Below are 25,346 nucleotides of genomic sequence, written 5' to 3'. Positions count from 1 at the left end.
TCTTTTGAAAGGCTTTTCTTTATTTTGGGATGCTATGCAAGCATTCAATCAATAGCTTGCAGGGCGGCTGGACATTGCTTTCCGGCTTTCTTATACTAAGAGAATATTGTTAATTTGAATCTATGTAAAGTGGTGTGATGTAAAAGATGAATACAGAACAGTTATCGCAGCGGCTTGCCAAGGTCGCCGAATATATACCTGATGGTGCAGCCTTCGCTGATATAGGCTCAGACCATGCATATCTTCCATGCCATGTTGTCTCTAAGGGCAAAGTACCCTTCGCAGTCGCAGGTGAAGTGGCAGAGGGTCCTTTTCAATCTGCAAGAAATCAAGTCACCCAGGAAGGGCTGGGCGATAAGATCGCTGTCAGGAAAGGGAACGGGCTGGAAGTAATTGAAGGAGGAGAAGTCGATTGCGTAGCCATTGCCGGTATGGGAGGCGCCTTGATTGCCAGTATCCTTGAAGAAGGTAAAGATAAGCTCTCCTCTGTGAAAAGGCTTGTCCTTCAGCCGAATATAAGTGCCATTTCAATCCGTAAGTGGCTGATTGAAAACGGCTGGGAGCTTGTAGAAGAGGATATGCTTGAAGAGGATGGAAAAATATATGAAATCCTGGTTGCAGAGCATGGAGAGCCGCTCCGTCCCTACAGGGGAAAGGATGAGAATAGCGCTTTTCTTTTTGGCCCCTTCCTGACAGAGAAAAGATCGGATGCCTTTCAGAAAAAATGGCAGCATGAAATAAAAAATTGGCAAAGAATCCTGCAGGAACTGGATAAAGCTGCAGACTCGGAAGAGACACGGACAAGAAGGCTGGAGCTCGTTCAAAAAATCTCTATGGCAGAGGAGGCAGTAAAAAGTGAAAAAAGTTAACGGCCATCAAATCATCTCTTTGTTTGAGGAGTTCTCTCCAAAGAACCTGGCAATGGAAGGTGATAAAATCGGACTGCAGATTGGCGGACTGAATAAAAAGGCAGATAATGTCATGATCGCCCTTGATGTGCTGGAGGAGGTCGTTGATGAAGCTATCGAAAAGAATATACAGCTCATCATCGCCCACCACCCCCCGATCTTCAGGCCTTTGCAGAAAATTAATACGGATACAGCAGCCGGAAGGATTATCGAGAAGCTCATAAAGCATGATATAAGCGTATATGCGGCCCATACGAACCTTGATGTGGCTGAGGGCGGTGTGAATGATCTCCTGGCGGAAGCACTTGGCTTAGAGAACACAGAAGTGCTTGTGCCCACACATGAATCCATCCTGAAGAAACTGGCTGTTTTTGTACCGCTGGAAGCAGCTGAGGCTGTGATAGAGGCACTGGGCAGGGCAGGTGCCGGGGCAATCGGAGATTACAGCTGCTGTGCTTTCTCTTCGGAAGGGACCGGACAGTTCATGCCCGGAGACTCAGCCGATCCTTACATAGGAACCAGAGGGCAATTGGAAAAGGTAAAGGAAGTCAAGGTGGAAACAATTTTTCTGGATCATCTGGAAAAGAAAGTGATTTCTGCACTGATTAAAGCACACCCGTATGAAGAGCCTGCCTATGATATTTATCACCTTGATAATAAAGGCCAAACACTTGGGCTCGGACGGATCGGAACGGTTCCTGAAGCAACGCTTGAAGAATTCGCGGGAAAAATCAAAGAGGCATTCGGGCTTGACAGGGTCCGGGTAGTCGGAGATCTGAACTCTCCTGTCAGGAAAGTGGCTGTCCTGGGCGGAGACGGGAATAAATATTTTACCCAGGCTAAATTCAAAGGTGCGGATGTGTATGTTACAGGAGATATGTATTATCATACTGCGCATGATGCCATGATGATGGGCCTGAACATTATTGATCCCGGCCACAATGTTGAAAAGGTCATGAAGAAGGGTGTGGCGCTCATCCTTGAAAAAATGGCCAGGGAAAAGGGATACGATGTGAATTTTATTCCTTCAGAAGTGCATACGGATCCTTTCAAATTCATCTAAAGGAAAGAGCTGCAGCGGTTGGCTGCAGCTCTTTTGTTTTAGGCTCTCTTGATTTTTGGAAGCACTTTGCTGAGAGGCACTTTCTTCTCGGTTTTCCATGTTTCCGGGTCATTAGGATCGAACTGCTGAAGGAAAGTGATAACTTCTTTTGTTATTGGTGTAGGAGTAGAAGCTCCTGCTGTGACAGCCGCCTTTTTGGCGTCTTTCAGCCATTCGATCTTCAGTTCAGAAAGATCGGCAATCCGGTATGCGGTAGTGCCTGCAATTTCCTCGGACACCTGGGCAAGGCGGTTGGAGTTATTGCTCTTTGGATCACCGACAACAATCAGTACATCGGCTTCTCCTGCCTGTTCGGCGACCGCTTCCTGCCTAACCTGGGTAGCCATGCATATTTCTTTATGGAACTCTGCATGAGGGTATTTCTCTTTTATCTTGTCCATGACAGTGACGACATCCCATTGGCTCATAGTCGTCTGGTTGGTAACAATGATTTTGCTGCTGTCCAGGGTGAGTTTGCCGACATCTTCTGCAGTTTGTACAAGAGATACTGCATGCGGAGCAACCCCAAGGGCGCCTTCAGGCTCAGGGTGGCCTTTTTTGCCGATGTAAATGATCTGATAGCCTTCAGAGTCTTTTTCCCTGATCAGATCATGTGTCCTTGTCACATCCGGACAGGTGGCATCAATCGTTACGAGCCCCTTTGATTTAGCGATTTCGCGGATTTCAGGGGAGACGCCGTGCGCCGTGAAAATGACAGTGCCTTTGTCGACTTTTTCAATGATATCTTTACGGTTTTCTCCATCCAGCGTTATAATGCCTTCCTCTTCAAATGCATCGGTGACATGTTTGTTATGGACAATCATGCCCAGTATATAAATCGGCCGCGGCAGGTTTTTATCCAAAGCGGCATTCCTTGCTATGACCATTGCATCGACAACCCCATAGCAATAGCCCCGCGGCGAAATTTTTAAAACATCCATTCTCCAATCCTCCCATTGCAGTGGAACTGAAACTTATTTTTAAGAGAATCAACTGCCCCTACATTATATAAGACTTGTTGAGATATTACAAAAGGGGGCCTTCAATTGGCAGAAAAAATCATTGAATCTTTTCAAAAGCTGGGATGAATGAAGCCAAAACAAAAAGAATGCGCAAAAGCTGCATTCTTCACGGATTCTAAATATACAGCTTGGGTGAGGAACTGCCCTTCCCAGGAGCTTTGGCACGTTTGGGAGCTTCTGAAGGCTGAGGGAACCCGGCTGTCTCAGTTTCTCTTTTCTCAGGCGGGGAGGGGGCTTTTTTTGTTTCAGAAGCTGCCTCCTTTTCACTTTCTTCATTTCCGGAGCTCTTCAATCCTCTATACAGTTTCCACATGGCCGGAAGATTTTTGACCATTGGGCCATACTGCTGTACCATCGGTCCGAATTGCTGAGCTGTATTGAGCATTTTCTGTGTATTTGACAAGAATCCCGAGATGCTGGACGGGTTGGCAATCGACTTCAGGAATCCGCCTGAACCGGCTGCATTGGCAGCGCCCGGAGCTGCGGCGCGCATGCTATTCAATCCGCCTGCTGCTGATGCTGGATTCCCGCCTTTGCCCAGAAGCTTGGCCAGCAGTCCTCCGCCTCCCTGGCGTGTCTGCTGCATAGGTCCCATCATGGGGCCGATATTGGGCCTGGCCTGCATCGGGCCTCTAAATTGCGGCGGCATTCCTCCGCCCTGCATCGGAAAACGGGGTCTAGGCTGCATAATTTGCCTCCTTTACTTAAAAGTTTCTCTTTATGTAAGCTATGCACCTGTCATGAAATTGGTTTAGGTTTCTGCGGATGTTTCCCTATTTTCATGTTTGCCGGGCATTTAGTAAGGGCCTATTGCGGAAGATTGCTGCTGATTCCGTGCTTAGTTGTGTGAACCAGAGTTTCACACGGCATGCAGAATATCGGTCTGGATGAGTCCCAAATAAACATGGAACAATGCCAAAGCCTATTAAAAATTCCCTGAATGGCTAAAATAATAATATCAGCGGTATTGGTGGTCTTTTGCATGAAACTTTATTATAATAATATGATGGACAAAGACTGGTGAGGCAAGTTGTCCACTCAGGCTGCGGCCACTAACTATAAGGAGTTAATTATGACGGAAACGAAATTCGAACGCTACGAACTTAAGCCATTTATTATAGAAGCTGTTAAAAAGCTCGGGTTTTATGAGCCCACAGAAATTCAGGAACGCCTGATCCCGATCATCCTTAAAGGTGATAGTGCGATTGGACAGTCCCAGACAGGCACAGGGAAGACTCATTCCTATATTTTGCCGATTCTCCAGAAAATTGATCCTTCCAGGCAGGGGGTACAAGCTGTCATAACCGCTCCGACAAGGGAGCTGGCCACCCAGATCCATAAAGAAGTGCTTAAAGTAACAGAGCAGGCTGAAGGCGATGAGGAAATCAGCTCCAAACTGTTTATAGGGGGAACCGATAAACAGAGGACAATTGAGAAGCTGAAAGTGCAGCCCCAGGTAGTAGTAGGGACACCAGGCCGGATCAACGACCTGGTCAAGGAAAATGCACTCTTCGTCCATACCGTTTCAATGCTGGTCGTGGATGAAGCTGATCTGATGCTGGATATGGGCTTCCTTGAAGATGTAGACCAGGTTGCAGGCAAGATGCCTGAAAAGCTTCAAATGCTTGTATTCTCGGCAACAATCCCGGAAAAGCTGAAGCCATTTCTGAAAAAGTATCTGGAAAATCCGAAATTCGTTCAAATAGAGCCAAAGCAGATTGCTGCTGCAAAAATTGAGCATTATCTGCTTCCTTCAAAGCACAAAAATAAGACGGAAATTGTCTTCCGTGCTCTGGAGGCTTTCAATCCGTATTTGGCGATCGTCTTTACAAATACAAAGAAAAAGGCTGATGAAGTCGCAGATGCCCTTATGCAAAAAGGCTTGAAAGTAGGCCGCATTCACGGAGATCTCAGCCCTCGTGAGCGGAAGAAGATGATGAAGCAGATCGTGGATCTGGAATTCCAGTATATCGTTGCGACCGATCTTGCTGCCAGAGGCATTGATATTCAGGGAATCAGCCATGTCATCAATTATGAGCTGCCGACAGATCTTGATTTTTACATCCACCGTGTAGGCCGGACGGCAAGAGCGGGTTCTTCGGGCATTGCTCTCACGATTTATGAGACGTCAGATGAAGATGCGCTGAACAGGCTGGAAAAGATGGGGATCGAGTTCAAGCATGTAGATCTTCAAAAGGGCGAATGGATCGATCTGGGCGACCGCAACAGGCGGAAAAAACGGCAAAGGCAGACGGATGAGATTGATGCCCATGCTCAATCCCGTGTGAAAAAACCGAAAAATGTAAAGCCTGGATATAAAAAGAAAATACAAAGAGAAGTAGAGAGCATCAAGAAACGTCAAAGAAGGCTTAAAAAGAAATAAAGGCAGGCTGCCGGAGGGAGAGAATGACATGCTTAAAATTGGTTCGCATGTGTCGATGAGCGGGAAAAAGATGCTCCTTGCCGCAAGTGAGGAAGCTGTATCTTACGGCTCCAGCACTTTCATGATTTACACAGGAGCCCCTCAAAATACACGCCGGAAAAAGATTGAGGATTTGAATATTGAGGAAGGCAGGCGCCATATGGAGGCCAATGGAATTGACAATATCATTGTCCATGCCCCATATATCATCAATATAGGAAATACCACAAATCCTTCGACCTTTGAGCTGGGAGTCAACTTTCTGCGTTCGGAAATAGATCGGACTGAAGCAATCGGCGCCCGCCAAATCGTCCTTCATCCCGGTGCGCACGTTGGTGCAGGAACAGAAGAGGGCATCAAAAAAATCATTGAAGGGCTGAATGAAGTCCTAAATGGTGAAGAAAATGTCCAGATTGCTTTAGAAACAATGGCAGGAAAAGGCTCTGAATGCGGCAGAAACTTTGAGGAGCTGGCCATGATCATCGATGGGGTCAAGTATAATGATCATCTATCCGTGTGCTTTGATACATGCCATACACATGATGCAGGCTACAATATCGTAGAAGACTTTGATGGCGTTTTGAATGAGTTCGATAAAATTGTCGGTATCGACCGCCTGAAGGTGCTTCATATCAATGACAGCAAAAATGAGCGCGGAATGAAAAAGGACCGGCATGAAAACATCGGCTTCGGCCATATCGGCTTTGACGCTTTAAGTTATATCGTCCATCATCCGCAGCTTTCAGAAGTCCCGAAAATCCTTGAGACGCCATTTGTCGGGGAAGATAAGAACAGCAAGATGCCTCCATACAAATACGAAATTGAGATGCTAAAGAACAGGGAATTCAATGAAAACCTGCTTGCGGACATCTTGGAAGGCAAATAAATGAAATACAGCTGCAGCACCCTGCAGCTGTATTTATATTGGGAAAGCTACAGGGATTAATGAAACAGTATTCTCTTGGTATGGGGCTGTTGATTTCCGTTGAAGGCACTCCGCTTTCCGCGGGGCGAAGTTGAGCCTCCTCACGCTGCGCGCTGCGGGGTCTCAACATTTTCGCTGCGATCCCGCAGGAGTCTACGTGCCTTCCACTCCAATCAACAGGGTTTTTATAATTTTTTTCCACTCGTCCGTTTAATATTGACAAGCAGTTTTAATTGAGGTCCCGGCATTTCTATTGTCCAGCTCCAAAGCCTAGCCCCTCGAGTCATAAGTCACTTAGGAATTGAAGGTAAAGAACACCTTCTATTCATAAGCGCCTTATGCTTGAGGCCCACAGGATGTGGGTCATGCAGACGTTGCCACAGGACGTGGCGTTCTTAGTCTGCGTTCCTTTATTGAACAAGGCTTTTCCGCATTTCTATTTGTCCAGCTCCAGCGGCTAGAGACTCGAGTCATAAGCCACCAGAGAATTAAAGGCAAAGAACGCCTTTTATTCTCTGGCGTCTTATGCTTGTCGTCTCTGGGCAAGCCGCCTCCGCATTTCACTTCGTAAATTGCATAAACAGCTTGTTTACTTCCCTTGCTGTGTCGGGTCCGGCAATTTTGGCAATTTCCTTAATGATCTTGGAGCGTTCTGAATCCTGGAAGATGTTTACCTGTTTACCTCTTAAGTAATTGGCAATCTGCTTTGCCTGAGTCTGATTTATGGATATTTGGAATTGCTTAGCGTATTTTAAAAGCTCTTCAGTCGTTATCGTGCTGACTTTATGATTGATGATGTTTTCGAATATTTTCAATTTCTCCCACCTCCTCTGTACCATATGTACAATAGCCCGGAAATGTTACTGAAAATTGCCTCCAGAATAAAATTAAACCATTCAGCCCGGTTCTCTTTACTTTAGGGAAGAGTTCCGTTATACTACATAGGTTAAATCGGAATCATTCTTATGTTAAAAGGTGATAAAAATGAAAGATCAAACTCCCATAATTGAGATATCAAATCTCACTTATAGATATGAAAAAGAAAATGTGCTGGAAAATATAAATTTAACTGTACCTGAAGGGGCATTCCTTGGGATAGTAGGACCGAATGGTTCAGGAAAATCCACCCTCCTTAAAATGGTCCTGGGGCTTCTTAAGCCGCAGAAAGGTGAGATTTTTCTGTTTGGCCAGCCAATCGGAAAATTCAGGGACCAATCAAAAATCGGCTTTGTTTCCCAAAAGGCGAACTCCTTCAATACAGGATTTCCTGCCACTGTTTTTGAGGTGGTTTCAAGCGGCCTTACGAAAAAGCTTGGCCTGTTCCGTTTTGCCGGCAGGCAGGAGCGTGAAAAAGTTGCGGAAGCGATCGAATCAGTCGGCTTAACTGCTTTTTCCGGACGCAATATAGGGGAGCTGTCCGGAGGGCAGCAGCAGCGGGTCTTCATTGCGAGAGCACTTGTCAGCAGCCCTAAACTGATGATCCTGGATGAACCGACTGTCGGGGTTGATGCACAGAATGTGCAGTCATTTTATCAGATGCTTGAGGATTTAAATAAAAAACTGGGCATTACGCTGGTTCTTGTCACGCATGATATCGGTACGATAACCGATAAGGTTTCGCATGTAGCCTGCCTGAATAAGCATCTTCATTTTCATGGAAGGACAGAAGAATTTGAAGAATTCGATCGGAATGAGGTGTCTGAGTTTTACGGGCACGGGCTTCACGTCCTTCATCATGACGATCACCATCACCATCATCATCATCACCATGAAGGAGGGACATTATGATCTCCGCAGTCCTTCAATATGAATTTTTGCAGAACGCTTTTTTGACAGGCATTATTATCGGCATCATAGCCCCGATTCTGGGTGTATTCATTGTTGTCCGCAGGCTGTCGCTGATAGCCGATGCCCTGAGCCATGTTACACTTGCAGGGATTGCTGCCAGCCTCCTCCTGGAAAAGAAACTCATGCTATCCGGCGGCCTGAACCCGATGTACATGGGAATGGCGTTTTCAGTTGCAGGCTCACTTTTTATTGAAAAGCTGAGAGCTGTTTATAAGCATTATCAGGAGCTGGCGATACCGATCATTCTTTCGGGTGGCATCGGGATCGGAGTGATCTTCATTTCTCTGGCGGACGGCTTCAATACAGATCTGTTCAGCTACCTGTTTGGAAGTGTAAGTGCAGTCAGCAGGACAGACCTGTGGTTAATTTTAATCATTAGCGCCGTTGTGGCAATTCTTATAGTATTATTATATAAAGAGCTATTTTTGCTTTCCTTTGATGAAGAGCATGCAAAGGCATCCGGGATTGCCGCAAAAAGTGTCCATTTCATTTTTATCGTAATGGTTGCCCTGGTCATTGCGGCTTCCATGAGAATTGTCGGGATTTTGCTTGTTTCGTCCCTGATGACACTCCCGGTAGCTGCCAGCATCCGCATTGCCAAAGGATTTAAGCAAACCATTCTTTTTTCGGTGATTTTTGGTGAAATCTCTGTCCTTGGGGGACTGTCGGTTTCATATTACCTGGATCTTGCTCCAGGAGGGACGATTGTGATGATTGCCGTCCTAATTCTTGTGTTGACCATTTTAATAAAATCCCTGCTCCTGAAATTTGCAGCCGGTTCTGAAAAAGCCGGGGCGTAGGAAGGGCCAAGAACAGCTGCCGGGAGAAGGCAGCGCGATTTAAAGAGGTGATTGCAATGAATGTGGAAGAAGCCTTGATTCTTTTAAAAGAAAAAGGATATAAACATACAGGGAAGCGCGAGGAAATGCTGCAGTTCTTTTCTGACAGCAATAAATACCTGACTGCCAAAGATGTGCTTGATAAATTGAAGGACGATTATCCCGGGTTAAGCTTTGACACTATATACCGGAACCTTTCTTTATTTGTGGATTTGGGGATTTTTGAAATGACCGAGCTGTCCGGAGAGAAACATTTCCGTTTTACATGCTCGCACCACCACCATCACCATCACTTTATCTGCCTTGATTGCGGCAAAACAAAGGAAATTGATACTTGCCCAATGAATGGGCTTCAGGAGAACCTGAAGGGATACGATGTGTCCGGCCATAAATTCGAGATTTACGGCCGCTGCCCGGATTGTGTTTATTAATAAATGAAAAACCGGCCAGGGGGCCGGTTTTTTTTATTTTTCAGCTTTCAGCCACTTTTCAACTGCTGCCTTCGCCTCAAACCAGCCTTTCACCCTTATAACCCCGGCCGGGATCGGGTCGCGATTATAAGGTGTATCAAAAAGGATGACGGGTATGCCGCATTCTTCATGGATTGCAACTGCATTATCATGCTTGTCTTCGAAGAATATATCCACATTGTGCTTTTTGGCTGTACTGATTTTATCATGAGAGCCGATCAATTCTACATGATGGAAATGAAGCTTGTTTTCAAGAAACCATTCTTCGGTCAATTTCTGCAGGTAAGAGCCGCGCGCACTGATAAAGTACAGCTCATGCTTTGTTTCCCATTCTTTCAGGACCTGTTTTGCTCCTGAAGCCAGCGGGGAGTTGGCATAAATCTTTGGTTCATTATCAAGGAACCATTTTGCAAATTCTTCTTCGCTTATATCAACCAGGGGATTTAAGTCATACTCTTTTACATCCTCCAAGGTCAGGTTTAATTGGAACGCTTCATTCAAATAGGGGATGATCGAGGAAGGGCAGGTCACTGTCCCATCGATATCAATGCCAAATCTTTTCATATGCTTTTTCTCCTTCTATGGATGTCTCATACCATCTTAACAGAACTATTGCCCGTCAAAAAGGACTGCAGGAGAAATGCCTGTTTTTTTATCCATACATTAGCATCGTAAAACAGGGGGAAAGAGCAGATAATAAATAATGCCCCTATAGAAGGGGGCAGCTAATTTGCCATTACTAACAAATCAGGCTTCTGAAAGCGGAGGGATTATATTGGCAGATCAAGAACGCTCTCAGCAAGAACAAGACCTTCGCCACAGCGAAGAGCTTGGCGAAAACAATGAATATGGGTCAAGGAATTATACAGAAGAAACAGCCGCCGAAATCGCAGCACCTGTTTCGCTGGGAAGTGACAGCAGCGGGGAGGGCTACCGCGGAGAAGAAAATGCCGGGATGGACCTTTCTGGCGGTATGATGGGGTACGGGGCCTTAGCGCTTTCAATTCTTTCCCTGTTTGTCCTGCCAATCCTGTTTGGCGCTGCCGGCATCATTCTCGGCTTCATAGCGCGCAGGAGAGGGGCGCGCACAACCGGGGCCTGGGCAATCGGCATCGGCGCCGTCTCCATTATCATCGGAATCTTTATCCTTCCGTTCTTTTAGGCGGAAACGTGAAAAAAGACCGGCTCAAATTGAGCCGGTCTTTTATTTGCTTCATCTTAAGGGGCGGCAAGCCGCTTAATCATTCATTTGAAGCTGCTTTTCAGCTTCTTGTTTTGCATAGTATTCTTCAGCTATTTTATCGATCTCGATTTTTAATTCTTCGACCATTGTATCTTCAGGGACTTTGCGGACTATTTTCCCTTTACGGAACAATAGGCCTTCCCCGCGGGCGCCGGCGATGCCGATATCTGCTTCACGGGCTTCTCCGGGGCCGTTTACAGCACAGCCCAGCACAGCTACTTTTATAGGTGCTTTGATCTTCTGGATATATTCTTCCACTTCATTGGCAATGCTGATCAAATCGATCTCGATCCGGCCGCAGGTCGGGCAGGAAATGAGTGTAGCAGCATTGGATGAAAGTCCGAATGACTTCAAAAGTTCCCTGGCGACTTTTACTTCCTCGACAGGGTCGGCACTCAAGGAAATCCTTAAAGTATTTCCGATGCCTTTGCTTAATATGGCACCAAGGCCTGCAGCGCTTTTCACTGTGCCGGCAAACAATGTCCCTGATTCTGTAATTCCAAGGTGAAGCGGGTAATCAAACGCCATGGCTGCTTTTTCATAAGCCTCGATGGCCAGGTTGACGTCAGAAGCCTTCATGGAAACAATGATGTCATGGAAATCAAGGTCTTCAAGGATTTTAATATGATGAAGGGCGCTTTCCACCATACCATCGGCAGTCGGATAGCCGTATTTCTCGATGATCCGCTTTTCCAGTGAACCGGCATTTACACCGATCCGGATCGGGATCCCTTTTTCCTTTGCAGCTTTGACAACTGCTTCCACTTTTTCACGGCGGCCGATATTACCGGGATTGATCCTGATTTTGTCAGCTCCGCCCTCGATAGCCTTAAGAGCCAGTTTATAATCAAAATGGATATCCACAACAAGGGGGATATTGATCCTTTTCTTTATTTCAGCGATCGCATTTGCCGCTCTTTCGTCAGGGCACGCCACCCGGACCACTTGGCAGCCTGCTTCTTCAAGCCGTTTAATTTCAGCAACAGTAGCTTCCACATCATGCGTCTTAGTGGTCGTCATGCTTTGGATTACAAGTTCATTATTGCCGCCGATGGTCAGGTTGCCTACTTTGACCGGGCGGGTTTTGGTACGATGTATAATTTCACTCAATGGTGATTCGCTCCTTTAAATATGGAATTGGAACAATATAAAATGAATTTTCAGCAGCGCATTGCAAAGTCCTGCCGCTGTCAAACTATATCCTATTGTATCAATGAACCTGCTGAATTGACAAGAATGATGGTTCTGGCATTTATCTTTTCAATTGCTAGTTTTTGCGTAATCCGGAAATTTATAAATTTTGCCCGCCTGAATCTTCCCGGCCTTCACTCCGCTGTTAAGCTTTTCAAAATCAGCTGCTACCTGGGAGATGGAAACAGGGACTGAGCTGTCGAGATGCCTCTCGACAATAGTCAGGACAGTTTCCCCGGGAACTGCCTTCTGTTCAAAATAGGCCAAAGCATCTTCATCCGGCTCCACAATGGAAGAGGCTTCAAGGGCAGGGGCTTGGTCAGGGGCAGGAAGGGTCCCGCGGCTCAGATCATAGAATATAATATATATGGCAAGAACAGCAATCAGCAGCGAAGCAATCCGTTTCATTGGGCACAGCCTCCGGTCCGCAGTATTTTTATACTGAATGTATGCCTGTACATTCAAGGATAGAACAAGCTGTGCATACGAATAATGATTTAGGAAAATATTACTGCTTTTTTACAAAAGCTTAACAATCCCTCTCTATAATTGAAGGTATATAGAGGGGGAGAGATGTATTTTGGCAAAAACATCACAGTATTTCATCAAACTCAAAAAGGCTGGCAAACGTTTTGCCAAGCCATTGCAGAATATGAAGTTAAGTATGATCGGGAAGAATCTCATGGCAAGGATGCCGCTGCAGTTCAGGCTTCTGTTCCTGACTTTGGGGCTGCTTATTGCGGCCATTTCAGCAGTTGCCTATATCTCTTATGAAAAGTCAAAAGATACAGCTATAGAGCTTATGGAGCAAAGGCTGGAAAGAGAAACAAAAACCTTTTACCAGCTTGCACAGAACTTGATGTTCATTTACGTGGGAAAAGAAGATGAATTCAGCAAAAAGGTGAACCAGGTGCTGAAGGGACAGGAAGCGGAGCTGGCCAAAGATGGGCTGCACGGTGAATATTTTCTGATTTCGGAAGGAAAGGCGGAAGCTTTTGATGTCAGCAAAAAATCTTCATTGAAGTTTCCGGAGAATCTTTTGGCCGGCATCCAGGAAACAAAAACCGGGATTGCCCATGAAAATTTGAATGGACAGGAATATACTCTTTCCTATCACAATGTCCAGGAACTTAATGGGGTATTTTTAATAGCCATCCCGCAAGAGCAATACCTGCACAATGTTTATGATATGGCTTCATACATACTTATTGCGGCAATTGCCAGTATAGTGGCAGCTGCCCTCCTCATCTTGCTGCTGGTCCGAAGCATCACAGGCCCGCTTAATACGTTAAGGGATGTTATGAAGCTGGCCAGGAAGGGGAACCTTGACATAAAAGCAGAATCACGAACCACAATCCCGGAGATTACATCTCTGATAAAAAGTTTTCATAGCATGATGGGCCAGATGAGGGAGCTGATCATCCGCATTTCGGATACATCCAGGGATTTGACATGGACAGGCGCTGATCTGCAGGAAATTTCCGGCCTGGTTCTGGAAGAGCAGGAACACCTTTATGAAGCCATCCGCATGGTAAGGGCCGGGGCAGAAGAAACCGCAGGAAGTTCAGAGAAAAGCATACAGCTATTTCAGGAAATGAAAAATTCAATTGAAAGCATCTCTCGGATGATGGGAAGTATGACTGCCAGCGCAAGTTCAATGAATACATCCGCATCAGAGGGTGAAGATAGCATCAGGGAACTTGTTCATACTGTGAGAAATTATGAGAAGGAGTTTAAAGCAGTTTCTGCCTCTGTACAGGAGGTAAGGGATTATTCAGATAAGATTGCACAGGTCGTCACGCTGATCCAGGATATTGCCGGGCAGACAAAGCTTCTGGCCCTGAATGCGGCCATAGAGGCAGCAAGGGCAGGGGAATCAGGCAAAGGCTTCGCGGTTGTGGCTGATGAAGTAAGGAAGCTGGCAGAGCAGTCTTCAAAAGCAGCTGAAAATATAACAGGAACAATAGCAGAGATGGAGAGTATTTCTGCAAAAGCTTCAGATGGCTTCCAGGGGATGCAGGAAAACTTTGAGATTCATCTGGAGGCAGCGGAGAAAAGCAGGAACACATTTGATGTACTCATGCGGGAAATTTCATCTGTGAGCATGATGATTAAAGAGTCCGAGAAGGGACTGGCCGTCCTGAATGGGATATTGCCTGAAGCCGAGGCCACAGCAGAAGGATTTACGTCCGTGTCCCAGGAAACACTTGCGAGTGCAGAACAAATGATTTCAGCTTCCGATGAGCAGGCAGCCAAGACTAAAAAAAGCCATGATGCGGGTGAGAGCCTTATCTCCCTTTCCGGGTCGCTTGCGGAGACCATATCATTGTTTAAATATTAATGAATGAAAAAAGGCGGCCCGAATGGTCCGCCTTTTTCATATGCAAATTGGAAGGGTAATCCGGCTGAGAATACAGCTTGATTACTGACGCTTATTGCTTGCTTTTTGGCACAGGCACTTCCTTTATTGCCAGCATCAGGATGATGATGGACACAAACCAGTTGATCATGAAGCCGCTTGGCACATTTGTCTGCAAAGCGCCCATGACCGCAAAGAAGACAGTCGGCAGCGTGACACTGTATGCGGCCATCCGCCATAAGTGCCTGTATTGCAGGCGGCGGCCGGCAATGCTGCGGAGAAGGAGGCCGATCAGCGCCAGCACGGAAACCTCAATGAATTTAACCGCGGTGCTGAACAGGTAAATGACCAAAGCCATAATAATGATGAAAATGACCAGGACTGAATCAATGGAATCCAGGAAGGATACTGCGTCTTCCTTCGTCAAAGTCAGATCGCCAGCCATTGAATAAGAATACGTCTGCACCTGCCCGCCGGCAACAAACATAAATTCATCTTTAAGCATAGCGAGGGCCATATCGGAATCGGCCAGCTCTTCTTCGTTGGCGGTGCCTGTTGAGTCAAATACAATGGTAAAGCTGTTTTTATTGATGATGATCGGAGCTTTTTGATCGGAATTCAGCTCCCCGTTCTCAATCGTAAAGTCAGGGATATCCTCTGCCAGGCTCTCACGGGCAGCATCTGCTCCTGACATGATGGCCGTGCTGAAATAAAAGATGGTTGGCAGGACAGACAGGAGGGTAAGGAGGAAAACATAGAGAATTGTCTTCCCGATTCCCTGAAAACGGAAGGCTGCTATATCCCTTGGGGAATAAAGACTTTTAAAAAACTGTTTAAATACATTCATTTTGACACACCCTTAAAAAGATTCACCATTTATTTTAGCCGCAGAGCCCTATATGTACAAGTATGATCCATAAACAGATTTGTAACACAAATGTAACATTAGGCTTAAATGTTAAGGTATTGTAAATTTGGCTGAAGGAATCTTTACTTTTTATTTACCCATCATACATAATGATGTGGGGTTTGTAGATTAATGTCGAATCTAAAAAGTTATAGGGGTTGAAAAATGGTGGAACTAAACATCCAGCAAATGCTTTTTGAATTTTTGGGCGGCCTTGGTATTTTCTTATACGGTATTAAATTCATGGGCGACGGCCTTCAAAAGTCGGCCGGTGATAAACTTAGGGATATATTGGACAAGTTTACTACCAATCCGGTCATGGGTGTTCTCGCGGGGATCATTGTCACGATCCTTATCCAGAGCAGCTCTGCTACAACAGTCATCACTGTCGGTCTTGTCAGTGCCGGCTTCATGACCCTGCGCCAGGCAATCGGCGTCATCATGGGTGCAAATATCGGAACGACGGTAACGGCGTTCATCATTGGTATTGATGTTGGGGAATATGCACTTCCAATCATTGCATTGGGCTCGATCATGCTATTCTTCTTTAAAAATAAAAAAGTACATAATGTCGGCCAGATCGTTTTTGGATTCGGGGCATTATTTTATGGACTTGAACTGATGAGCGGGGGAATGAAGCCGCTCAGGGGGCTTGAGGCATTCCACGATCTAACAGTCAATATGAGCTCCAACCCGATCCTTGGTGTAGTGGTCGGTACATTGTTCACGGTCATCGTCCAAAGCTCGAGTGCGACAATCGGGATTCTGCAGGGCTTATTCTCTGAGAATCTGATCAATCTTGATGCAGCTTTGCCGGTCCTCTTCGGGGATAATATCGGGACAACCATTACTGCCGTGCTGGCAGCCATTGGGGCTTCTGTCGCAGCGAGGAGAGCGGCAGCTGTACACGTCCTTTTCAATCTGATCGGTACAACCATTTTCCTGATACTGCTTCATCCGTTCAATCTGCTGATTTCCGCTATACAGGATACGCTGGGTCTCAATCCGGAAATGACGATTGCGTTTGCACACGGGATCTTCAATGCGTCCAACACATTGATTCAGCTTCCGTTTGTAGCAGCACTTGCCTTCATAGTCACAAAGCTGATTCCGGGCGAGGATTCGGTTGTTGACTATAAAGCTAAGCATCTTGATCCGGTATTTATAGAACAATCTCCTTCAATTGCCCTTGGCCAGGCGAAAGAAGAAGTGCTCAGGATGGGATCATTTGCGGTTAAAGGCCTTGAAGAAACAAACCTGTTCTTAAAAACAAAGCTGAAAAAGCATTCAGACAGTACCTACCAGCTTGAAGAAGCCATCAATAATCTTGACCGCAAGATTACAGATTATCTGATTAATCTATCAACAAGCTCACTTTCTGAAAATGAGTCTGAAGAACATACAGTGCTAATGGATACAGTAAGGGATATCGAACGGATCGGCGACCACTTTGAAAACATCATTGAACTGATTGAATATCAGCAGGCCAATAAAGTAAAAATCACTGAATCAGCGATGAATGACCTTGAAGATATGTTCGCTTTGACGATTTCAACGGTAAAGGAATCCCTTGAATCGCTTGACCATAATGATAAGGAAGCTGCAAGGCATGTTGTCAAAAAAGAAGAGGAAATTGACAAGATGGAAAGAAAGCTGAGGAAGCAGCATATCATCAGGATGAATGAAGGGACATGCACCGGGCAGGCGGGAATTGTTTATGTAGACATTATCAGCAATCTGGAGCGTATCGGTGATCATGCTGTGAACATCGCAGAGGCTGTTTTAGGAGAAGACAATTAGTGTATAGTAAGCAAGAGGGAAACCTCTTGCTTTTTCCTTTTTCAGAGTGGAAAGAAAAATATAAAAACGAAGGTGCTGGTCTTATGGAATATGTATACTGGACGATTATCATTATTTTATTTGCGATAGCTTTTATTGGCCTCTTTCTGCCCATCATCCCAAGCGTCCTTTTCATCATCGGAGGATTTGTTGTATATGGGCTGTCCTATTCTTTTGAGCCCTTCGGGTGGCTGTTCTGGCTCGTCCAGGGAATGTTCGTCCTTCTTCTGTTCGGCGCCGATTATGCGGCCAATATGATTGGCATCAGGAAATACGGAGGTTCAAAGGCGGGGATATGGGGAAGCACGATCGGCATCCTGGCCGGCCCTTTTGTCATCCCGGTTTTAGGGATACTGATCGGCCCCTTCATTGGCGCCATCGCTGCTGAAATGATCGTCCATAAGAAGGACATCAAGGAAGCTGCAAAAATCGGGATGGGATCGGTTGTCGGCTTTGTCAGCAGCATTGCGGCAAAGGGTTTCATCCAGACAGTCATGATCGTGTACTTCCTTTTTCTCGTTTTATGACCGCTGCACGCATAAAAGGGAGGAGAGAGGGTATTGTATATCTGTCAGGCAAAGCATTTTGTTTGAAAGGATTACCCAAGTTTGGTAATCTAATATTAAAGACTTTTAGAACGATTCTATTTTCTGAAAAATGGAATAGATGCCGTTCGGAAGCTAAATAATGATACATAGGGAGGAATTTATTATGGCATTTGAATTACCGCAATTACCTTATGCTTACGATGCGCTGGAGCCAAACATTGACAAAGAAACAATGAACATCCACCACACGAAGCACCATAACACATATGTAACAAACCTTAACAATGCATTGGAAGGCAATGAAGAGCTTCTTTCAAAAACAGTTGAGGAAGTCGTTTCAAATCTTGATGCTGTTCCTGAATCAGTCCGCACAGCAGTAAGAAACAATGGCGGAGGACATGCCAACCACTCTTTATTCTGGCAGATCCTTTCTCCAAATGGCGGCGGCGAGCCGACTGGCGAGCTTCAAGACGCCATCAGCAGCAAATTCGGCAACTTCGAAAACTTCAAAGAAGAGTTCGCAAAAGCTGCAACAACACGCTTTGGCTCTGGCTGGGCATGGCTCGTAGTCAACAACGGCGAGCTTGAAGTAACAAGCACTCCAAACCAGGACTCTCCATTGATGGAAGGCAAAACGCCTATCCTTGGCCTTGATGTTTGGGAGCATGCATACTACCTCAAGTATCAAAACCGCCGTCCGGAATATATCAATAACTTCTTTAATGCAGTTAACTGGGAAGAAGTGTCTAAGCGCTACAGCTCAGCAAAATAATCTTTCCATCCAGGAGAGGCAGCAGATTCGTCTGCTGCCTTTTTGCATGCAATCAAAGCGTCCAGGGATGAATAAGCAAGTCCCCGTTGTAGAAGACTACCCTTAGAAACAAAGGGGAGTTTTTATAAAATGAGCAAATTGAATAAGCTGATCGGAAATATTGAGCTGAATAAAGACCTGACCCTGCTGCTATTAATCGGGGGGCTTTATTCTCTGAGTGTTGCTCTTTCAAACACTTTTGTAAATATTTATTTATGGAAGCAATCAGGGGAATTCAAGGATCTGGGATTGTATAATTTATCGATTGTCGTCATTCAGCCGCTTACCTTTATACTTGCAGGAAGGTGGGCAAAGAAGATCGACAGGGTCATTGTCCTCCGGATCGGCGTCATATGCCTGGCTCTTTTTTATTTGACTGTCCTGATCATCGGCACAAAGGCATCCCAATTCCTGCTGCTCCTTGGAGCGCTGCTTGGTATGGGCTATGGTTTCTATTGGCTGGCGTTTAATGTACTTACCTTTGAGATCACTGAGCCGGATACGCGGGATTTTTTTAACGGATTTCTTGGAATCCTTTCTTCTGTCGGAGGGATGATCGGACCCATTTCAGCCGGCTTCATCATTTCCAGGCTGGAAAAATTCACAGGCTATTCGATTGTTTTTGGACTTTCTCTGGTCCTGTTCTCACTTGCTGTCTTTTTAAGCTTTTTCCTGAAGCGCCGTCCTGCAGAAGGGGCCTATTGGTTTGTCCGCATCTTTAAAGAACGAAATAATAACCCCAATTGGAAGCTTGTCACCAATGCACACTTTTTTCAGGGGCTTCGTGAAGGGACCTTCGTGTTTGTCATCTCTGTCTTCGTTTTTATATCGACAGGCAGTGAAATGGCCCTCGGGACATTCGGGCTGATCAATTCGGGCATTGCCTTTGTAGCGTATTATCTTGCATCAAGGCTCATAAAAAAGAAATACCGCAAAAAATCGATCCTGGCTGGCGGACTGATTCTATATGCCAGCATCTTTTTTATCATCATTGATGTTACGTACGCAAGGCTGCTCATGTATGCGGCTTCGATTGCCATAGCTTATCCCCTGCTGCTTGTTCCCTATGTTTCCATGACCTATGATGTTATCGGAACAGGCTGGCGCGCAGCTGAGATGAGGATTGAGTATATTGTCGTCAGGGAAGTATTTCTGAATATGGGCAGGGTTGTATCCATTCTCTGCTTCCTCGGTGCAGTAACTTTTTTCAGCGAGGAAAAGAGTATCCCCATTCTGTTGCTGTTCGTGGGGGCAGGCCATTCAGTGATTTACTTTTTCTACCGTAAAATTCAAATCAAGCCTGCATAGGAGGGGAGGGAGCCTGCCCCTCCTCTTTTTGTGTGCCGAAAGCTAATTATTTCCTGTTAAAACCAGCAGGCTGTTTATAGAAATATTTTCTACTTTCTTTTACAATATAAGAAGACAATTCATGAGGAAAGAAGTGTGCTGCTGTTTTGAATAAAAAGAGAAAAAAGAAGAACCATGTGCCTATGAGGCTGAACATGCTGTTCTTTGCTGTATTTTTGCTGTTTTCCATGCTGATCCTTCGCCTTGGCGTTGTTCAGATTGTGTATGGGGATGACTACAAAAGGGAAATTGAGAGGACGGAGGACGTGACTGTCAATAACCCTGTTCCGCGGGGCAAGATGTTCGACAGCACCGGCAAGGTAATCGTGGACAATACGCCGCAAAATGCCATCACTTACACAAATAAAGGCGCAAGCCAGGAGGAAATGCTTAAGGTAGCGGAAAATCTCGCCGGCCTGATTCAGAAGGATACAGAAAAAGTCCAGGAGAGGGATAAGAAAGACTACTGGATCATAAAGAACCAGGAAAAGGCAGATGCAAAAGTAACACAAAAAGAGCTTGATGCCCTAAAGGAAAAATATGAAGATGATAAAGAGTTCAATAAAAAAGTATATGATCTGAAATTGGATCGCATCACAGAGGAAGAGCTGAGTTCCCTTACAGATAAAGATCTAGAAATCCTTGCGATCTACAGGGATTTCACAAGCGGATATGCATTGACTCCGCAAATCGTGAAAAATAAAGATGTCACCAATGAAGAATTTGCGGTTGTCAGTGAAAATCTTCAATTCCTTCCAGGCGTGGACACGACAACCGACTGGGAAAGATATTATGCTTTTGGCAGCACGCTGCAATCGGTGCTGGGAAGGATCTCGAAATCAGATGAAGGCCTGCCTGCGGAAAAGGTGGATTATTACCTGGCACGTGATTACAGCCGCAATGACAGGGTCGGGAAAAGCTATATCGAATTGCAATATGAGGATGTCCTTCATGGCCAGAAAGCAAAGGTTAAAAATATAACCGACAAAGGCGGCAGCCTTCTGAAGACTGAGACGATCAGCGAAGGGCAAAGGGGCAAGGACCTCGTCCTGAGCATCGATATGGAACTTCAGAAGGAAGTGGAAAAGATACTTGAAGAAGAGCTCAGGGCCGCCAAGCGTTCCCCTGGAACCGCACTTCTTGATCGTGCATATACCGTCCTGATGGATCCGATGACCGGGGAAATCCTGACGATGGCCGGCAAGAAAATCGCTGATGGCGAGATGCAGGATGATGCCCTGGGAAATATTACGACAACCTATAATGTCGGATCAGCTGTAAAAGGAGCCACCATCCTTACCGGCTATAAAGAAGGAGTCATCCAGCCGGGGTCAGTCATCTTCGACGGGCCTCTGCGAATCAAAGGCACTCCCATCAAAAAATCATGGAAGAACTTTGGGCCGCTTGATGATATCAATGCGCTGAAATATTCCTCCAACGTCTATATGTTCCAGACAGCCATCAGGATCGGGGACGGCGTCTATAAGCCGGACAGGCCGCTTCCGCTCAATGAGGAAGGGTTTGATACGATCCGGGATTCGTTCGCGCAGTTCGGCCTGGGGGTAAGGACAGGAATCGACCTGCCGAATGAGCAGACCGGATTCAAGGGGATGAGCGACAAGCCCGGTTTTATGCTTGACCTTGCAATCGGGCAATATGACACCTATTCAAATATGCAGCTTGCCCAGTATGTTTCCACCATCGCCAACGGGGGCAACCGGATGGAGCCGCATATCGTCAAGGAAATCCGTGAGCCTCTGATGGACAATAGTGAACTCGGTCCGATTCTCGAGGAAATCAAGCCGAAGGTCCTGAACAGGCTTGATATAGAAGAAAACTGGATCAAACGCGTCCAGGAAGGCTTCAGGAGGGTCATGCAGGAGCCGGGCGGTACAGCATACGGAAGCTTTGGCGGAAAAGGTAAAACTTATAAGCCGGCAGGGAAAACGGGGACTGCGGAGGCCTTCTACGATGGGCCAAGAAGGAAGGATTTCGGCAAGGAGCCGCCTGAAACCATGAACCTGAGCCTTGTTAGCTATGCACCTTCAGACAATCCTGAGGTGGCTATGGCTGTTCTGGTGCCATGGGCCTACCAGGGAAGCGTCGATCATGGAGCCAATAAAAAAATCGGCGAGCGTGTTCTGGATGCCTATTTCGATTTAAAGAAGAAGCGTGCAGAAGAAAATAAAGATAAAGAAGAAGCAGTTCAAAAAGTGGAGAATATTGAAGATGTAAAAGAAGGCCAGGAAGCTGAACGTGAAGAAGCTGGACTGTAATAAATTAGGCACGCAGACTCACCATAAAATGCATGCATGTTTCTCGTGCGAGGCAATTTGAAGAAGCAGATTCAGCGTCCTGGGAAGGTAGCGGAATTTTTGAGACCCCGCGGAAAGCCAAGCCCCTGGAACATAAATCAGCAGCTGTATAAATCTTTCATTATAAGTGTAAGTTTAAGCCTGTCTCCTCCGGGGACAGGCTTTTCTATGTTCAAATTTATCTTCATTCCCTCCAATCCGACATTTTAATACAAAAGGAGACCTCATTTACAAAAGCTTTACATTTAGTTAAAACCAGATTAATAGAAAAGCCTTATTCTAATACTCGTAGGACAAAACAACCAAATCTCTTAGGGGGAATAAAGAAATGAAAAGCTTTAAGTACTTGGCACTATCAGCAATGATCGGGGCAGTGCTAGCATTCACAGCAGCTTGCGGCAACTCTGAAGAAGGAACAACAAATGGTTCCCAAACAGACGGAGGCAACAGCACAGAGCAAGCAAGTGATGAAGATAAGCAGCTTCAAGGCGAAATTAATATCGATGGTTCTTCTACTGTATATCCAATCATGGAAGCTGTCGTTGAAGAGTTCGGAATGGAACAGCCTGGAGTAAAAGTTTCTGTTGCGTCATCAGGTACTGGCGGAGGCTTTAAGGCATTCATCGCCGGCGACACAGATTTGAGCAACGCATCCCGTCCGATTAAAGAAGAAGAAGCAGCAGAGCTGGAAAGCAAAGGGATTGAATACACAGAATTCAAACTTGCGAATGACGGCCTCTCTGTTGTAGTAAGCAAAGACAACGACTGGGTAGACCACCTGACTGTTGAAGAACTGAAGAAAATGTGGGTTGAAGATGGATCAGTGAAAAAATGGTCCGATATCCGTGAAGGCTGGCCTGAAGAGGAAATCAAATTCTATTCACCAGGTACAGATTCCGGCACATATGACTACTTCGATGAAGTCATCCTTGAAGAAGCGCCTATCGTTGAAAAAGCAACACTTTCTGAAGATGACAACGTACTGGTACAAGGTGTTACAGGAGACAAGAACGCAATCGGCTATTTCGGCTATGCTTATTATGCTGAAAACAAAGACAGCCTGAAAGTTGTACCGATCGACGGCGGAAACGGCCCTGTTGAACCGAACAATGAAACAGTAGAAAGCGGAGAATATGCACCATTGTCAAGGCCGCTCTTCACTTATGTGAAAAATGAATCACTTAAAAATGAAGAAGTTTATGAGTTTGTAAAATATACGATTGAAAATGCCGGTGTCCTTTCTGAAGATGTAGGCTATGTAAAGCTGACGGATGAAGAATATGATGAGGCAATGACAACATTAGAAGGCCTTAAATAATATTTAACAATTTTATGATGGGAAGCGCGTCACCTGTGCTTCTCATCTTGCTATGCGGATGAAAGGGGTTTTCATTTTGGCACTATTAAAGTCATCGGACACATTTTCCGTCCAGGAAATGATTCAGGAGAAAAAGCAAAAGAAAAATGCAGGAAATTTTATAGAGAAACTCGTACCATGGCTTCTGCTGCTGACAGCTGCAGTTTCAGTGCTGACGACAATCGGCATTGTTATGACTCTTATTGTAGAAACATTCATCTTCTTCGACAAGGTAAGCATCGGAGAATTCCTTACAGCCCAGAAATGGTATCCTTTCTCTGAATCACAGGGGTCTTATGGCATCCTGCCGCTTGTATCAGGAACATTGAAAGTTACCGCCATTGCGGTTATAGTTGCGGTGCCAATCGGCCTCGCATCGGCCATCTTTTTGAGTGAGTATGCATCTGACAGGACAAGAAGGATCATTAAGCCGGTCCTTGAGGTGCTGGCAGGCATACCGACGATTGTTTACGGTTTTTTTGCACTGACATTTGTAACGCCAATCCTTCGGGATGTCATTCCTTCTCTTGAAATCTTTAATGCCCTGAGCCCGGGAATAGTGATCGGCATCATGATAACGCCGATGATAGCTTCCCTTTCAGAGGACAGCATGTCTTCGGTTCCGCGTGCGATGCGGGAAGGGGCTCTTGCAATGGGATCGACTAAGCTTGAAGTGGCCTTCAAGGTTGTCCTGCCCGCAGCATTATCAGGCATTGTCGCTTCAGTTGTACTTGCTGTATCAAGGGCAATCGGAGAAACAATGATTGTAGCAGTTGCTGGGGGATCGACTCCGAACCTTTCATGGGATGTGACAAACAGCATCCAAACCATGACAGCCTATATTGTCCAGGTCAGCCAGGGTGATGCCGGCTACGGGACAACGATCTATTACAGCATATACGCGGTTGGATTTACACTCTTCCTGTTCACTTTAGTAATGAATCTGTTCGCCCAGTTCATTTCCCGCCGCTTTAGGGAGGAATACTGATGAAGCTGATTGACCATACATCTGTCGTTAACAAAATGAAACCGAGGCTGTATAAGAATGTACTGTTTAAATTGATATTCCTGGCAGCTACCATGTTTGGGTTATTGATTTTAGGAATCTTATTGTATCGGATACTCACTCAAGGAGCCGGCTACCTTGATATGCAGTTCCTTCAAAGCCTGCCATCCCGAAAGCCTGAACTGGCCGGGGTCAAAACAGCTTTGATCGGGACCATTTGGCTCATGGGCGTCGTTGCCCCGGTATCACTTCTGCTTGGAGTGGGAACGGCAATCTATCTGGAAGAATACGCGAAGAAAAGCAAATTCACAGACTTCATCCAAGTGAATATCTCTAACCTCGCAGGTGTGCCTTCCATTGTATTCGGTCTGCTTGGCCTGACTGTATTCGTAAGGGCAGCAGGGTTTGGCACAAGTGTTATTGCTGCAGGGCTGACTATGAGCCTGCTTGTTTTGCCGATCATCATTGTAGCCTCACAGGAAGCGATCCGTTCTGTTCCCAAAGAGCTTAGAGAAGCTTCTTATGGAATGGGCGCCACCAAATGGCAGACAATCGTCCGGGTTGTCATGCCTGCTGCGGTGCCCGGCATACTGACAGGCGGCATCCTGGCGCTTTCACGGGCCATCGGGGAAACAGCTCCGCTCGTCGTCCTGGGACTTCCGCTGTTCCTGGCGTTCCTGCCGAGGTCTGTGTTTGATATGTTCACTGTACTGCCAATGCAGATTTATAACTGGACCGGAAGGCCGCAGGAGGAGTTCCAGGCGCTTGCAGCAGCAGGAATCATTGTTCTGCTTGTGCTTCTGATCGGCATGAACTCTGTTGCCGTCCTGATCAGGAATAAATTTCAGAAAAGATATTAAGGCTCTTAAATGTTTGATCAGATTTCA

24 protein-coding genes are annotated in these 25,346 nt (G+C 45.8%); 17 read left to right on the top strand and 7 right to left on the bottom strand.

Annotation, left to right across the window (positions count from 1 at the left end; translation table 11 throughout):
- The first annotated feature begins 146 nt into the window (after positions 1–146).
- Entirely contained in the window at positions 147–869 is a 723-nt protein-coding gene (locus FZD51_RS20710) for a tRNA (adenine(22)-N(1))-methyltransferase (RefSeq protein ID WP_148976495.1), read from the top strand.
- Positions 856–1,971 carry a Nif3-like dinuclear metal center hexameric protein gene (locus tag FZD51_RS20705; RefSeq protein ID WP_148976494.1) on the top strand — a complete coding sequence of 372 codons (1,116 nt, stop codon included), beginning with the start codon at positions 856–858 and terminating at the stop codon, positions 1,969–1,971. The genes FZD51_RS20710 and FZD51_RS20705 overlap by 14 nt, the downstream gene beginning before the upstream one ends.
- A 38-nt stretch (positions 1,972–2,009) precedes the next feature.
- On the opposite strand, the gene FZD51_RS20700 is transcribed toward FZD51_RS20705, so the two are convergent.
- Together FZD51_RS20700 and FZD51_RS20695 are read right to left on the bottom strand one after the other, a co-directional pair.
- Positions 2,010–2,951, bottom strand: coding sequence for a 4-hydroxy-3-methylbut-2-enyl diphosphate reductase (locus FZD51_RS20700; protein ID WP_148976493.1), 942 nt, complete (start codon positions 2,949–2,951; stop codon positions 2,010–2,012).
- Between the two features lie 196 nt (positions 2,952–3,147).
- Positions 3,148–3,720 carry a YqfQ family protein gene (locus tag FZD51_RS20695; RefSeq protein WP_148976492.1) on the bottom strand — a complete coding sequence of 191 codons (573 nt, stop codon included), beginning with the start codon at positions 3,718–3,720 and terminating at the stop codon, positions 3,148–3,150.
- A 384-nt stretch (positions 3,721–4,104) separates the two neighbouring features.
- Here FZD51_RS20695 and FZD51_RS20690 point away from each other — a divergent pair, with 384 nt between their 5' ends.
- Positions 4,105–5,415, top strand: a complete 1,311-nt coding sequence (locus FZD51_RS20690; protein WP_148976491.1) for a DEAD/DEAH box helicase — start codon at positions 4,105–4,107, stop codon at positions 5,413–5,415.
- A 28-nt stretch (positions 5,416–5,443) separates the two neighbouring features.
- A complete protein-coding gene (locus tag FZD51_RS20685; protein WP_148976490.1) occupies positions 5,444–6,340 on the top strand; it encodes a deoxyribonuclease IV in 897 nt (298 codons plus the stop codon).
- Positions 6,341–6,939: 599 nt separating this feature from the next.
- Here FZD51_RS20685 and FZD51_RS20675 read toward each other — a convergent pair.
- Positions 6,940–7,194 (bottom strand): DUF2624 domain-containing protein, encoded by a 255-nt coding sequence (locus FZD51_RS20675; RefSeq protein WP_022544200.1) that lies wholly within the window; start codon positions 7,192–7,194, stop codon positions 6,940–6,942.
- A 169-nt stretch (positions 7,195–7,363) separates the two neighbouring features.
- On the opposite strand from FZD51_RS20675, the gene FZD51_RS20670 reads away from it, so the two are divergent.
- The 3 genes from FZD51_RS20670 to zur are packed head-to-tail and all read left to right on the top strand — an operon-like array spanning position 7,364 to position 9,497.
- A complete protein-coding gene (locus tag FZD51_RS20670; RefSeq protein WP_148976488.1) occupies positions 7,364–8,167 on the top strand; it encodes a metal ABC transporter ATP-binding protein in 804 nt (267 codons plus the stop codon).
- Positions 8,164–9,027 (top strand): metal ABC transporter permease, encoded by an 864-nt coding sequence (locus FZD51_RS20665; RefSeq protein WP_148976487.1) that lies wholly within the window; start codon positions 8,164–8,166, stop codon positions 9,025–9,027. Before FZD51_RS20670 ends, FZD51_RS20665 begins: the two co-directional genes overlap by 4 nt.
- 56 nt (positions 9,028–9,083) lie before the next feature.
- Entirely contained in the window at positions 9,084–9,497 is a 414-nt protein-coding gene (gene zur, locus FZD51_RS20660; RefSeq protein WP_148976486.1) for a zinc uptake transcriptional repressor Zur, read from the top strand.
- Between the two features lie 33 nt (positions 9,498–9,530).
- Here the strand turns inward: zur and FZD51_RS20655 are convergent, their stop codons facing one another.
- On the bottom strand, positions 9,531–10,100 hold the full coding sequence (locus FZD51_RS20655) for a hypothetical protein (RefSeq protein ID WP_148976485.1): 570 nt from the start codon (positions 10,098–10,100) through the stop codon (positions 9,531–9,533).
- Between the two features lie 166 nt (positions 10,101–10,266).
- On the opposite strand from FZD51_RS20655, the gene FZD51_RS20650 reads away from it, so the two are divergent.
- Positions 10,267–10,698 carry a DUF4190 domain-containing protein gene (locus tag FZD51_RS20650; RefSeq protein ID WP_148976484.1) on the top strand — a complete coding sequence of 144 codons (432 nt, stop codon included), beginning with the start codon at positions 10,267–10,269 and terminating at the stop codon, positions 10,696–10,698.
- 75 nt (positions 10,699–10,773) lie between these two features.
- Here the strand turns inward: FZD51_RS20650 and ispG are convergent, their stop codons facing one another.
- Together ispG and FZD51_RS20640 are read right to left on the bottom strand one after the other, a co-directional pair.
- Positions 10,774–11,889, bottom strand: a complete 1,116-nt coding sequence (ispG, locus tag FZD51_RS20645; protein WP_022544197.1) for a flavodoxin-dependent (E)-4-hydroxy-3-methylbut-2-enyl-diphosphate synthase — start codon at positions 11,887–11,889, stop codon at positions 10,774–10,776.
- A 150-nt stretch (positions 11,890–12,039) separates the two neighbouring features.
- The gene (locus FZD51_RS20640) at positions 12,040–12,378 is read right to left on the bottom strand and encodes a hypothetical protein (RefSeq protein ID WP_148976483.1); all 339 of its coding nucleotides are present in this window, start codon (positions 12,376–12,378) and stop codon (positions 12,040–12,042) included.
- 172 nt (positions 12,379–12,550) lie between these two features.
- On the opposite strand from FZD51_RS20640, the gene FZD51_RS20635 reads away from it, so the two are divergent.
- The gene (locus tag FZD51_RS20635) at positions 12,551–14,311 is read left to right on the top strand and encodes a methyl-accepting chemotaxis protein (protein WP_148976482.1); all 1,761 of its coding nucleotides are present in this window, start codon (positions 12,551–12,553) and stop codon (positions 14,309–14,311) included.
- A 91-nt stretch (positions 14,312–14,402) separates the two neighbouring features.
- Here the strand turns inward: FZD51_RS20635 and FZD51_RS20630 are convergent, their stop codons facing one another.
- Positions 14,403–15,176 carry a DUF1189 domain-containing protein gene (locus tag FZD51_RS20630; protein WP_148976481.1) on the bottom strand — a complete coding sequence of 258 codons (774 nt, stop codon included), beginning with the start codon at positions 15,174–15,176 and terminating at the stop codon, positions 14,403–14,405.
- Between the two features lie 225 nt (positions 15,177–15,401).
- On the opposite strand from FZD51_RS20630, the gene FZD51_RS20625 reads away from it, so the two are divergent.
- The 8 genes from FZD51_RS20625 (at position 15,402) to pstA (ending at position 25,319) form a co-directional block, all read left to right on the top strand.
- Positions 15,402–17,036, top strand: coding sequence for a Na/Pi cotransporter family protein (locus tag FZD51_RS20625; RefSeq protein WP_148976480.1), 1,635 nt, complete (start codon positions 15,402–15,404; stop codon positions 17,034–17,036).
- A gap of 83 nt (positions 17,037–17,119) precedes the next feature.
- Positions 17,120–17,602: a DUF456 domain-containing protein gene (locus FZD51_RS20620; RefSeq protein WP_148976479.1), complete on the top strand. Its 483-nt coding sequence runs from the start codon at positions 17,120–17,122 to the stop codon at positions 17,600–17,602.
- Positions 17,603–17,786: 184 nt separating this feature from the next.
- Positions 17,787–18,395, top strand: coding sequence for a superoxide dismutase (locus FZD51_RS20615; RefSeq protein ID WP_148976478.1), 609 nt, complete (start codon positions 17,787–17,789; stop codon positions 18,393–18,395).
- A 129-nt stretch (positions 18,396–18,524) separates the two neighbouring features.
- Positions 18,525–19,742: an MFS transporter gene (locus FZD51_RS20610; RefSeq protein WP_148976477.1), complete on the top strand. Its 1,218-nt coding sequence runs from the start codon at positions 18,525–18,527 to the stop codon at positions 19,740–19,742.
- 146 nt (positions 19,743–19,888) lie between these two features.
- Positions 19,889–22,057, top strand: a complete 2,169-nt coding sequence (locus tag FZD51_RS20605) for a peptidoglycan D,D-transpeptidase FtsI family protein (protein WP_148976476.1) — start codon at positions 19,889–19,891, stop codon at positions 22,055–22,057.
- Positions 22,058–22,424: 367 nt separating this feature from the next.
- Complete coding sequence (locus tag FZD51_RS20600) at positions 22,425–23,414, top strand: PstS family phosphate ABC transporter substrate-binding protein (protein WP_148976475.1); 990 nt, start codon at positions 22,425–22,427, stop codon at positions 23,412–23,414.
- A gap of 52 nt (positions 23,415–23,466) precedes the next feature.
- Positions 23,467–24,441, top strand: a complete 975-nt coding sequence (gene pstC, locus FZD51_RS20595) for a phosphate ABC transporter permease subunit PstC (RefSeq protein ID WP_148976474.1) — start codon at positions 23,467–23,469, stop codon at positions 24,439–24,441.
- Positions 24,441–25,319 (top strand): phosphate ABC transporter permease PstA, encoded by an 879-nt coding sequence (gene pstA / locus FZD51_RS20590; protein WP_148976473.1) that lies wholly within the window; start codon positions 24,441–24,443, stop codon positions 25,317–25,319. The genes pstC and pstA overlap by 1 nt, the downstream gene beginning before the upstream one ends.
- The last annotated feature ends 27 nt before the right edge of the window (positions 25,320–25,346 follow it).

It is taken from the genome of Bacillus infantis, assembly GCF_008180445.1.
Classification (GTDB): Bacteria; Bacillota; Bacilli; order Bacillales; family Cytobacillaceae; genus Bacillus_AB; species Bacillus_AB infantis_B.
The sequence above is the reverse complement of the archived record's forward strand: the minus strand, read 5'-3'. Positions and strand labels throughout refer to the sequence as shown.

What these genes read in the sequence shown, in the direction of transcription:
- FZD51_RS20710 (WP_148976495.1), top strand. Translation starts at nt 147, where the DNA reads ATGAATACAGAACAGTTATCGCAGCGGCTTGCCAAGGTCGCCGAATAT.
- FZD51_RS20700 (WP_148976493.1), bottom strand. Translation starts at nt 2,951, where the DNA reads ATGGATGTTTTAAAAATTTCGCCGCGGGGCTATTGCTATGGGGTTGTC.
- FZD51_RS20695 (WP_148976492.1), bottom strand. Translation starts at nt 3,720, where the DNA reads ATGCAGCCTAGACCCCGTTTTCCGATGCAGGGCGGAGGAATGCCGCCG.
- FZD51_RS20690 (WP_148976491.1), top strand. Translation starts at nt 4,105, where the DNA reads ATGACGGAAACGAAATTCGAACGCTACGAACTTAAGCCATTTATTATA.
- FZD51_RS20685 (WP_148976490.1), top strand. Translation starts at nt 5,444, where the DNA reads ATGCTTAAAATTGGTTCGCATGTGTCGATGAGCGGGAAAAAGATGCTC.
- FZD51_RS20670 (WP_148976488.1), top strand. Translation starts at nt 7,364, where the DNA reads ATGAAAGATCAAACTCCCATAATTGAGATATCAAATCTCACTTATAGA.
- FZD51_RS20665 (WP_148976487.1), top strand. Translation starts at nt 8,164, where the DNA reads ATGATCTCCGCAGTCCTTCAATATGAATTTTTGCAGAACGCTTTTTTG.
- zur (WP_148976486.1), top strand. Translation starts at nt 9,084, where the DNA reads ATGAATGTGGAAGAAGCCTTGATTCTTTTAAAAGAAAAAGGATATAAA.
- FZD51_RS20655 (WP_148976485.1), bottom strand. Translation starts at nt 10,100, where the DNA reads ATGAAAAGATTTGGCATTGATATCGATGGGACAGTGACCTGCCCTTCC.
- FZD51_RS20640 (WP_148976483.1), bottom strand. Translation starts at nt 12,378, where the DNA reads ATGAAACGGATTGCTTCGCTGCTGATTGCTGTTCTTGCCATATATATT.
- FZD51_RS20630 (WP_148976481.1), bottom strand. Translation starts at nt 15,176, where the DNA reads ATGAATGTATTTAAACAGTTTTTTAAAAGTCTTTATTCCCCAAGGGAT.
- FZD51_RS20625 (WP_148976480.1), top strand. Translation starts at nt 15,402, where the DNA reads ATGGTGGAACTAAACATCCAGCAAATGCTTTTTGAATTTTTGGGCGGC.
- FZD51_RS20620 (WP_148976479.1), top strand. Translation starts at nt 17,120, where the DNA reads ATGGAATATGTATACTGGACGATTATCATTATTTTATTTGCGATAGCT.
- FZD51_RS20615 (WP_148976478.1), top strand. Translation starts at nt 17,787, where the DNA reads ATGGCATTTGAATTACCGCAATTACCTTATGCTTACGATGCGCTGGAG.
- FZD51_RS20610 (WP_148976477.1), top strand. Translation starts at nt 18,525, where the DNA reads ATGAGCAAATTGAATAAGCTGATCGGAAATATTGAGCTGAATAAAGAC.
- FZD51_RS20600 (WP_148976475.1), top strand. Translation starts at nt 22,425, where the DNA reads ATGAAAAGCTTTAAGTACTTGGCACTATCAGCAATGATCGGGGCAGTG.
- pstC (WP_148976474.1), top strand. Translation starts at nt 23,467, where the DNA reads ATGCGGATGAAAGGGGTTTTCATTTTGGCACTATTAAAGTCATCGGAC.
- pstA (WP_148976473.1), top strand. Translation starts at nt 24,441, where the DNA reads ATGAAGCTGATTGACCATACATCTGTCGTTAACAAAATGAAACCGAGG.